Source organism: Mesorhizobium sp. B3-1-6 (assembly GCF_006439555.1).
Lineage (GTDB): Bacteria > Pseudomonadota > Alphaproteobacteria > Rhizobiales > Rhizobiaceae > Mesorhizobium.
Window position 1 is genome coordinate 20288 of the sequence record NZ_VFTM01000054.1, and the last position, 8416, is coordinate 28703.

The window sequence follows — 8416 nt, forward strand, 5'->3', positions numbered from 1 at the left end:
GCCGGATCCTTGACCTTCAAACCATCTGGCCGCCCTCCGCCGGATAGACGGACGAGGGGCAAGTCTTCCTCCGAGACTTAGCTAATATCGGCTTTTCGCCAGCGTCAATTCCTATTTGTCCTACAAAACCGATTTTTCGTCGAGTCTCGAAATTAATCGTCAGACAATTGATTGACGCCCTTGTCCGGTTTTGCCTAAATGCGTGGACGCGCCGTTCGGGAGGAGATGGACGGAGCTGAACGCGAGCGGCGCCGACAAAGGTCGGCGACAGCTGCGCCGTAAATGGGGAGGCATAAGGCTGGTGTCGGTTCTCGAACTCGCCAACATCTCGAAGCATTTCGGCGCCATCCAGGCGGTCAACGATGTATCGTTTTCGCTGGAGGCCGGCGAGGTCGTCGGCCTGATGGGCGACAACGGCGCCGGCAAGTCGACGCTGGTCAAGATGATCGCCGGCAATTTCCACCCGAGCCACGGCGCCATGCGGCTGGACGGCAAGGAGCTTGTCCTGCACAAGCCCGCGGACGCCCGCCAGCATGGCATCGAGATCGTCCACCAGGATCTCGCGCTCTGCAACAACCTGACGGCCGCGGCCAACGTCTATCTCGGCCGCGAGTTGCGCCGTGGCTTCGGTCCGCTCCGCATCCTCGACTATGGCGCCATGTACAAGCGCGCCGGCCAGCTTTTCGCCGAGCTGAAATCCGAAACGCGGCCACGCGACCTCGTCAAGCAGATGTCGGGCGGCCAGCGCCAGGCGGTGGCCATTGCCCGCACCATGCTGTCGCAGGCCAAGATCGTGCTGATGGATGAGCCGACGGCAGCGATTTCGGTCAGGCAGGTCGCCGAAGTGCTGAACCTCATCCGCCACCTGCGCGACCAGGGCATCGCCGTGGTGCTGATCAGCCACCGCATGCCCGACGTGTTCGACGTCGCCGACCGCGTCATCGTCATGCGGCGCGGCCGGAAGGTTGCCGACAAGAAAATCGCCTCAAGCTCGCCCGAGGAAGTCACCGGGCTGATCACCGGCGCCATCGAACAGGTTGCGTGATTGCGCGGAGCCTCGCGCCCCCGCCTCTCAGGAAAGGTCGATAATGGCAGCCACACTTGACCAGACGATCGCGCAGAAGCAGCACACCTTCCTGTCGCGGCTCTTCTCCAACCAGACCTTCTGGGTGGTGATCGCGGTCATCCTCGCCTGCCTGTTCCTGTCCGTCGCCACCGATTCCTTCGCCACGTCGAAGAACCTCTTCAACATCACGCGCAACGTCACCTTCATCGCCATCGTCGCGCTCGGCATGACTTTCGTCATCATCACCGGCGGCATCGATCTGTCGGTCGGCTCGGTGCTTTGCCTGTGCTCGATGGTGCTCGCCGTCACCATGCATGCCGGCTATTCGATCGAAGTGGGCATCCTGGCCTCGATCGCCACCGCGCTTGTGATCGGCGCCTTCAACGGCGTGCTCATCGCCTATCTCGGCTTCCCGCCTTTCGTGGTCACGCTCGGCATGCTGTCGGTGGCGCGCAGCCTTGCCATGGTCGCGTCCAACAACACGGTGGTCTTCCAGTTCGGACCGGACCATCAGAAGCTACTGGCGCTGGGCGGTGGCGCCTGGCTGTTCGGCATCGCCAATCCGGTGCTCTACATGATCATACTGGCACTGATCACCGGCTTCATCCTGCGCTTGACCAAGTTCGGGCGGCACATCTTCGCCATCGGCGGCAATGAGCATGCGGCGACGCTGACCGGCGTTCCCGTCAAGCAGATCAAGGTCGTCGTCTACATGATCTCGGCGCTGTCGGCAGGGATTGCCGGCATCATCCAGACCGGATGGCTGGGCGCCGTCACCACCAATCTCGGCAACGGCATGGAACTGCAGGTGATTGCCGCCACCGTCATCGGCGGCGCCAATCTCGCCGGCGGCGTCGGCACCGCGCTCGGCGCCATCGTCGGCGCCGCCCTCATCGAGGTGATCCGCAACAGCCTTGGCCTGCTCGGCATCAACGCCTTCTGGCAAGGCACTTTCATCGGCGGCGCGATCATCCTGGCGGTGCTGTTCGACCGCGTCCGCAACTTCCGCCGCAGTGACTAGAGCGCAACCTTCCCTTCTCCCGCAAGGGGAAAAGGGGACGCCCCCTATCGCTCAGTCTGAAAATCCATTCAGGCGCTTTGAGCGCAAGTTCCGCCGCGCCTACCCGCCTTGACGCGGCCGCGCCCCGGCCGCACTATCCTTGAGCAGGCGAAGGGAGGCCAGTCGCCTGCGGGAGGAACGATACCCATGACGGACGCGATCAGGCTCTATTGGGGCCGGTTCGGACATGTTTCCGTGCTGAATGTCGCCAACGACTTCGTCACCCATGCCCACGGCGAGGCGCATCTCATCATCTGGTTGGAAGGCACGGCGGGCGAAATGACCATCGGCCGCGAGACGGTACGGCTTGGGCCGGGCACGGCGGCCGGCATCAACTCGTTCCAGCCGCACAGCCACGCCCTTTCCCGCGACGGCAAGCCCGGCCTGTTCCTCGCCTTCTACATCGACCCCGATTGGGCGCGCCGGCGCCGCGACCTTCCGTCGTCGGCGCCGCTGTTCACGCAAGCCGCGATCACGCTGGAGCCTTGGCTGCATCAGGCGGCGGCGAACCTGCTCGATCACCTGACCGACAATGAGAGCATCGACGACGTCGCCAATTACGAGATCGAGCGTTTCATCGACAGCGTGCTCGACGCGGCCGAGACATCCGCGCCGCAGATAGCCCGCGCGCGCATCAACACGATGCTCGATTTCCGCGTCCGCAAGGCGATCCAACTGATGAAGGCCAATGTCTGCGAGCGCATCTCCTTCGACGACGTCGCCCGTTCGGTCGGCCTGTCCCGGCCGCATTTCTTCGCGCTGTTCAAGGAACAGACCAACCTGACGCCGAACGTCTACTGGAACACGCTGCGTATGGAGGAAGCCGTGCGCCAGCTGCAGTGGTCACAGGAGCCGCTGATCTCGGTCGCCTGCAATCTCGGCTTCACCACCCAGGGCAATTTCTCGCGCTTCTTCCGCGACCATGTCGGCGTGCCGCCGACGCTCTACCGCGAAGCCGCGAGAGCCATGTCTTGACCGCCTTTGCGGGCTGATCCGTCGCCACATTTTCCGACTGGTTGATACGCACTCAAGACGCATTGATAAGCGCCGGCCCGTCGGCCGCCCTAGCCTGCTCCCGATCTTTGCAAGGGAGCCAGTCTATGGCGAAAGTCACCATTTCCAGCGTCATCGATGCGCCGGTCGAGCAGGTCTGGGCGCACATCCGCGACTTCAACGGCCTGCCGAACTGGCATCCGCGCATGGTGGAAAGCCATATCGAGGACGGCAAGGACGCCACCGCGATCGGCTGCGTGCGCAACTTCCAACTGGTCAGCGGCGCTCGGCTGCGCGAAAAGCTGCTCGACTTCTCCGACGACAATTTCCTGGTCAGCTACTCGATCCTGGAAACGCCGCAGCCGCTGACCAATCACAAGGCGACGCTGCAGTTGCGGCGCGTCACCGACGGTAACCGCACCTATGCCGAATGGACGGCGAGCTTCGACGCAGCACCGGAGGAAGCCGACAAGCTGGCCGAGGGCATGGGCGCGAATGTCTTCCAGGGCGGCTTCAACGCCTTGAAAAGCCATTTCGCTGGCAACAGCTGAACCGGGAGCGCGCCATGTCGCTTGCGCTGCAAACTTTTTCGAGCGTGAAAGACGCCAACGCCGCCTTGCGTGCCGCCGGCACGCGTTATCTCGGCGGCGGCACGCTGGTGATCCGCGCCGCCAATGAAGGCGACGTTTCCATCTCCAGCCTGATCCGTGTCAATGATCCCGGCCTTTCGCAGATCGCGGTTTCCGGCGCCAAGGTCCGGCTCGGCGCTTCGGTCACCATGGCAGCGATTGCCCGCCACCCCGAGCTTGCCGCGCTCGCGCCTGCCGCGCGCTCTGTCGGCGGGCCTGCGATCCGCAACATGGCAACCGTCGGCGGCAATCTGTTCGTCCCTGCCCCTTACGGCGATTTCGCCGTCGCGCTGCTGGCGCTGGACGCGACCGTCGTCACCGAAGACGGCGAACTGGCAGTCGAGACCTTCCTGGCCGGCCGCGATACCAGCCGCGCCATCGTCACCGCTGCCACCTTTTCATTGCCCAAGGCTGAAAGCTTCCGCTTCCTGAAAGTATCGCGCGTCAAGCCGAAGGGTGTGTCTGTGCTGAGCATCGCCGCGCTTCTGGAACTCGCACCGGACGGCACGGTGACCTCGGCGCGCATCGCGCTGGGCTGCATGGCCGATCGGCCGATCCGCGCTTTAGCGACCGAGAAGGCGCTGCTCGGCTGCAAGCTCACGCCGCAGGAGATCGCGCCGGCGCTGGTGGCCGCGAGCGAAGGCATCGCGCCGATCACCGATCCGATCGCCAGCGCTTGGTATCGCGCCGAGGTTCTGCCGGTCCATCTCGGCCGGCTGCTGCTTGACTAATATCCGTGGGGGACGCGCGTCTGTCCGGCCGATCCGGGCAGGCACGCAGGGAGGAAAAATGGCAAAAGTACCTGTCCAATTCACACTCAACGGTTCTGAAAAAGCCGAGTTCGTCGAAAGCGGCGCGACGCTGCTCCACGCGCTGCGCGACAAGATCGGCGACACATCGCCCAAGGGCGGCTGCCACCAGGGCACCTGCGGCGCCTGTTCGGTCATCATCGACGGCGAACTCAGGCTCTCCTGCCTGACGCTGGCCGAAACCTGCGGCGGCGCTGACATCAAGACGACCGCCGGCCTTGCCGAAGGCGGCGTGCTTCATCCGCTGCAGCGCGCTTTCCTCGATGCCTTCGCCACGCAATGCGGCTTCTGCACGCCGGGCATGATCATGGCGGCAAAAGTGCTGCTCGACCGCACGCCGAACCCGAGCCGCGAGGATGTGGTCGAGGCGCTGTCCGGCAACATCTGCCGCTGCACCGGCTATGAGCCGATCATCCAGGCGGTGCTGACCGCCGCGCGCGCCAACTCGCAGAACGCCGCCTGAGGGAACGAGCCATGGAACTGCGCAAGGACTATTTCGCCGATGTCCGCAAGGACGGCCTGCATGAGATCGGCCAGGGCCGCCCGCGGCTCGATTCCCCCGGACATGTCACCGGCAAGACTACCTATTTCGCCGACCGGAACTTCCCGGGCATGCTGCATCTGAAGATGGTGCGCAGCCCGCACCACCATGCCCGCATCCGCTCGATCGACACGTCGCAAGCGGAAAAGCATCCGGGCGTGGTCAAGGTGCTGACCGCCAGGGACGTGCCGCACAATGTCTACACCATCCTGATCCTGATCCAGATCGGCCCCGAGGACGAGACGGTGCTGGCCGACGGCAAGGTGCGCTGGAAGGGCGAGGCGGTGGTGGCGGTGCTGGCCGAGACCGAGCGCGCGGCGCAGGAAGCCGCTGCCAAGGTCAAGGTCGAGTACGAGGTGCTGCCGGCCGTCTTCGACATGGAAGAAGCGCTGAAGCCCGGTGCGCCGTTGGTCAACGAATACCACGGCCAGAACTATTACCTCTACGACAGCGGCGAATGCCGCAAGGTGCGCTTCGGCGACGTCGAGGCGGGCTTCGCCGAGGCCGATCACATCCTTGAACAGAGCTACCAGTCCTCGCCGATCGAGCACGCGCCGACCGAGACCACCGGCTGCGTGGTGGCGCCTGAGGGTAATGACCGCTTCACCTGCTACACCAACACGCAGGCGATGTTCTTCACCCTCGACAACACCTCGATCATCCTGCAGATGCCGGGCAGCAAGCTCCACTTCGTCGGCGGCACCGTCGGCGGCGGCTTCGGCGGCAAGGTCGACGTCATCGTCGAGCCGATCGCCATCCTCGCCGCCAAGCTAACCGGACGCCCGGTCTGTTTTATCTACAGCCGTGAGGAGGAGATGCAGATCTCCTCGCCGCGCGCGGCCGAGAAGGTCGTCATCAAGGACGGCTTGATGAAGGACGGCCGCTTCGTTGCGCGCAAGGTGACCGGCTACACCGATGCCGGCGCCTATTCGCGCCACTCGCCCTACGGCGCGCAGAAGGGCGCGGCGCACTATCCCGGGCCCTACACGATCCCGAATGTCTGGATCGACACCTACTGCGTCTACACCAACCGCACCCCCTCCTCCGCCATGCGCGGCTTCGGCGTCACCATCGGCGACTTCGCGCTGGAGGTGCAGATGGACAAGCTGGCCCGGCTGATCGGCATGGATCCGCTCGAATTCCGCTTCATCAACGCCTATCGCGACGGCGACATGAAGGCGCATCGCCAGCCGACCGAGGGTGCGGCGCTGATCGAATGCATGCAGGAAGCCTCGCGCGCCGCGAACTGGCCGGTGGCGGAGAAATACATGGCGATGTCCTCCTACAAGAACGGAGCTTGAGATGGCGATCCGGCGTGGACGCGGCGTCGCCGCGATCAACTATCCGACCGGCATGAACCTCGGCGGCGATCCGACCCAGGCGCTGGTCCATTCGACGCCGACCGGCAATTTCATGGTGACGCTCTCCAGTGTCGATCTCGGCCAGGGCATGAAGCAGATCATGGCGCAGATCTGCGCCGAGACGATCGGCGTGCTGACCGACCGCGTCATCATCGACACCGCCGACACCGACACCGGTCCGCACTGCATGGGCACTTTCGCCTCGCGCGGCACGCACCGCGCCGGCAATGCCGTCATCCAGGCCGCCAAGGAAGCCCGTCAGGTGATGCTGGAAGTGGCCGCCGAAGAGCTGGAGGTGAACGCTTCCGACCTCGAAACCGACGGCGAAGGCAACATTCTGGTCAAAGGCGCGCCGCAGAAATCGATCTCGATCTTCGATGTCGCCCTGTCGGCGCATTTCAAGCGCGGCCGCTCGATCTCGGGCCGCGGCATGTTCCTGATCCCGCGCTCCTACCCGGAGAAGGAGACCGGCGCGATGAAGCCCTCCACCTGCTACGCCCATGCCTGCACGGTGGCCGAGGTCGAGGTCGACGACGAGACCGGCGAAGTAACGGTGCTGACGGTCAAGAACGTCTTCGAGATCGGCCGCGCGCTCAATCCGAAGATGGTCGAGCAGCAGCTGGTCGGCGGCTCCTGGATGGGAATCAGCCACGCGCTCTACGAGACGACCGAACCCTATTATCCGAACCGCGACCATGGCGGCACCGACTTCAACCAGTATCTGATGCCCGGTCCCGGCGACCTGGCCGAGACCGAGATCATCGTGCTGGAGCGCCCTTCCGCCGATGGGCCGTTCGGCGCCAAGGGGCCGGGCGAGATGTGCGCCAACCCGCAAATCCCGGCCGTCGCCAATGCCGTCTTCGACGCGGTCGGCGTGCGCATCGACACGCTGCCGATCACGCCGGAGCGCATCCTGCGCGCGCTGAAGGCGCAGGCGGCGGGCTGAGGGGAAGATGACCAGCGCCGACGCCATTGAGGTCGCGGCTTCGCCGGAGGCGATAGCAGCGCGCCTTGCCGCCTCGCGCTATCTGGCCGACGACAGCCTTGCCACCGCGATCTTCCTAGCGATCCGCCTGGGCAAGCCGCTGCTGCTCGAGGGCGCGCCGGGCGTCGGCAAGACCGAAGCCGCGAAGGCGGTCGCCGAACTCCTCGGCCGCGAGCTGGTGCGCCTGCAATGCTATGAAGGCATCGACGCCGGGCATGCGCTTTACGAGTGGAACTACCAGCGCCAGCTGCTCGCCATCCGCCATGCCGGCGAGCACGAGATCGACATCTATGACGACCGCTTCCTGATCGCCCGGCCGCTGCTGCAAGTTTTGCGGGCGCCGGAGCAACGCGTGCTTCTGGTCGACGAGATCGACCGGTCCGACCACGAGTTCGAGGCGTTGCTGCTCGAATTCCTTTCCGACTTCCAGATCAGCATTCCCGAGCGCGGCACGATTCGCGCCGCGGCGCAGCCCATCGTCATCCTGACCTCGAACCGCACCCGCGAGCTTGCCGAGGCGCTGCGCAGGCGCTGCGTCTATCACTGGATCGGCTATCCCGACGCCCAGCGCGAGGCCGAGATCATCATGCTGCGCTCGGGCCACGTCGCCGAAGCGACGGCGCGCGCGGTGGCCAATGCCGTGCAGGAAATCCGCGCACGCCCGCTGGCGAAACCGCCGGGCATTGCCGAAGCGGTCGAATGGGCGAATGCCGCGACCATCCTCGAAAAAGGCGGCAGCCCGTGGCCGGAGGCCTTCCGCCGAGCCATCGGCGTGCTGATCAAGGACGAGGAGGATTTTTCGGCGATCGCGCCGGAGCTGGGGAGGATTGTCGAGGAGGCGCTGGGGTGATGAGCAATCGGCATTGCGCGCCTATCTCTCAGCGCTGGCGGGACAGCGCCCCCCTCTGTCCTGCCGGACATCTCCCCCACGAGGGGGGAGATTAGCAGCGTTGGCGCGCCGCTCAATTCTGT

General features: G+C 65.0%; 9 protein-coding genes. All 9 read left to right on the plus strand.

Annotated elements, in window-relative coordinates; all coding sequences use genetic code 11:
- Positions 1-301 precede the first annotated feature (301 nt).
- Positions 302-1045 carry an ATP-binding cassette domain-containing protein gene (locus FJ414_RS30145; RefSeq protein ID WP_140647992.1) on the plus strand — a complete coding sequence of 248 codons (744 nt, stop codon included), beginning with the start codon at positions 302-304 and terminating at the stop codon, positions 1043-1045.
- A gap of 43 nt (positions 1046-1088) precedes the next feature.
- Positions 1089-2087, plus strand: a complete 999-nt coding sequence (locus FJ414_RS30150; RefSeq protein WP_140647993.1) for an ABC transporter permease — start codon at positions 1089-1091, stop codon at positions 2085-2087.
- A 186-nt stretch (positions 2088-2273) separates the two neighbouring features.
- The gene (locus tag FJ414_RS30155) at positions 2274-3101 is read left to right on the plus strand and encodes an AraC family transcriptional regulator (protein ID WP_140647994.1); all 828 of its coding nucleotides are present in this window, start codon (positions 2274-2276) and stop codon (positions 3099-3101) included.
- 125 nt (positions 3102-3226) lie between these two features.
- On the plus strand, positions 3227-3670 hold the full coding sequence (locus FJ414_RS30160) for an SRPBCC family protein (protein ID WP_140647995.1): 444 nt from the start codon (positions 3227-3229) through the stop codon (positions 3668-3670).
- Between the two features lie 14 nt (positions 3671-3684).
- Complete coding sequence (locus tag FJ414_RS30165) at positions 3685-4479, plus strand: FAD binding domain-containing protein (RefSeq protein WP_140647996.1); 795 nt, start codon at positions 3685-3687, stop codon at positions 4477-4479.
- 58 nt (positions 4480-4537) lie between these two features.
- Entirely contained in the window at positions 4538-5020 is a 483-nt protein-coding gene (locus FJ414_RS30170; RefSeq protein ID WP_140647997.1) for a (2Fe-2S)-binding protein, read from the plus strand.
- Between the two features lie 11 nt (positions 5021-5031).
- On the plus strand, positions 5032-6399 hold the full coding sequence (locus FJ414_RS32040; RefSeq protein ID WP_140647998.1) for a xanthine dehydrogenase family protein molybdopterin-binding subunit: 1368 nt from the start codon (positions 5032-5034) through the stop codon (positions 6397-6399).
- 1 nt (position 6400) lies between these two features.
- Entirely contained in the window at positions 6401-7405 is a 1005-nt protein-coding gene (locus FJ414_RS32045; protein ID WP_140647999.1) for a molybdopterin cofactor-binding domain-containing protein, read from the plus strand.
- A gap of 7 nt (positions 7406-7412) precedes the next feature.
- Positions 7413-8294, plus strand: a complete 882-nt coding sequence (locus FJ414_RS30185) for a MoxR family ATPase (RefSeq protein WP_140648000.1) — start codon at positions 7413-7415, stop codon at positions 8292-8294.
- Positions 8295-8416 lie beyond the last annotated feature (122 nt).

What these genes read in the sequence shown, in the direction of transcription:
- FJ414_RS30165 (WP_140647996.1), top strand. Translation starts at nt 3,685, where the DNA reads ATGTCGCTTGCGCTGCAAACTTTTTCGAGCGTGAAAGACGCCAACGCC.
- FJ414_RS30160 (WP_140647995.1), top strand. Translation starts at nt 3,227, where the DNA reads ATGGCGAAAGTCACCATTTCCAGCGTCATCGATGCGCCGGTCGAGCAG.
- FJ414_RS30185 (WP_140648000.1), top strand. Translation starts at nt 7,413, where the DNA reads ATGACCAGCGCCGACGCCATTGAGGTCGCGGCTTCGCCGGAGGCGATA.
- FJ414_RS32040 (WP_140647998.1), top strand. Translation starts at nt 5,032, where the DNA reads ATGGAACTGCGCAAGGACTATTTCGCCGATGTCCGCAAGGACGGCCTG.
- FJ414_RS30170 (WP_140647997.1), top strand. Translation starts at nt 4,538, where the DNA reads ATGGCAAAAGTACCTGTCCAATTCACACTCAACGGTTCTGAAAAAGCC.
- FJ414_RS30155 (WP_140647994.1), top strand. Translation starts at nt 2,274, where the DNA reads ATGACGGACGCGATCAGGCTCTATTGGGGCCGGTTCGGACATGTTTCC.
- FJ414_RS30150 (WP_140647993.1), top strand. Translation starts at nt 1,089, where the DNA reads ATGGCAGCCACACTTGACCAGACGATCGCGCAGAAGCAGCACACCTTC.
- FJ414_RS32045 (WP_140647999.1), top strand. Translation starts at nt 6,401, where the DNA reads ATGGCGATCCGGCGTGGACGCGGCGTCGCCGCGATCAACTATCCGACC.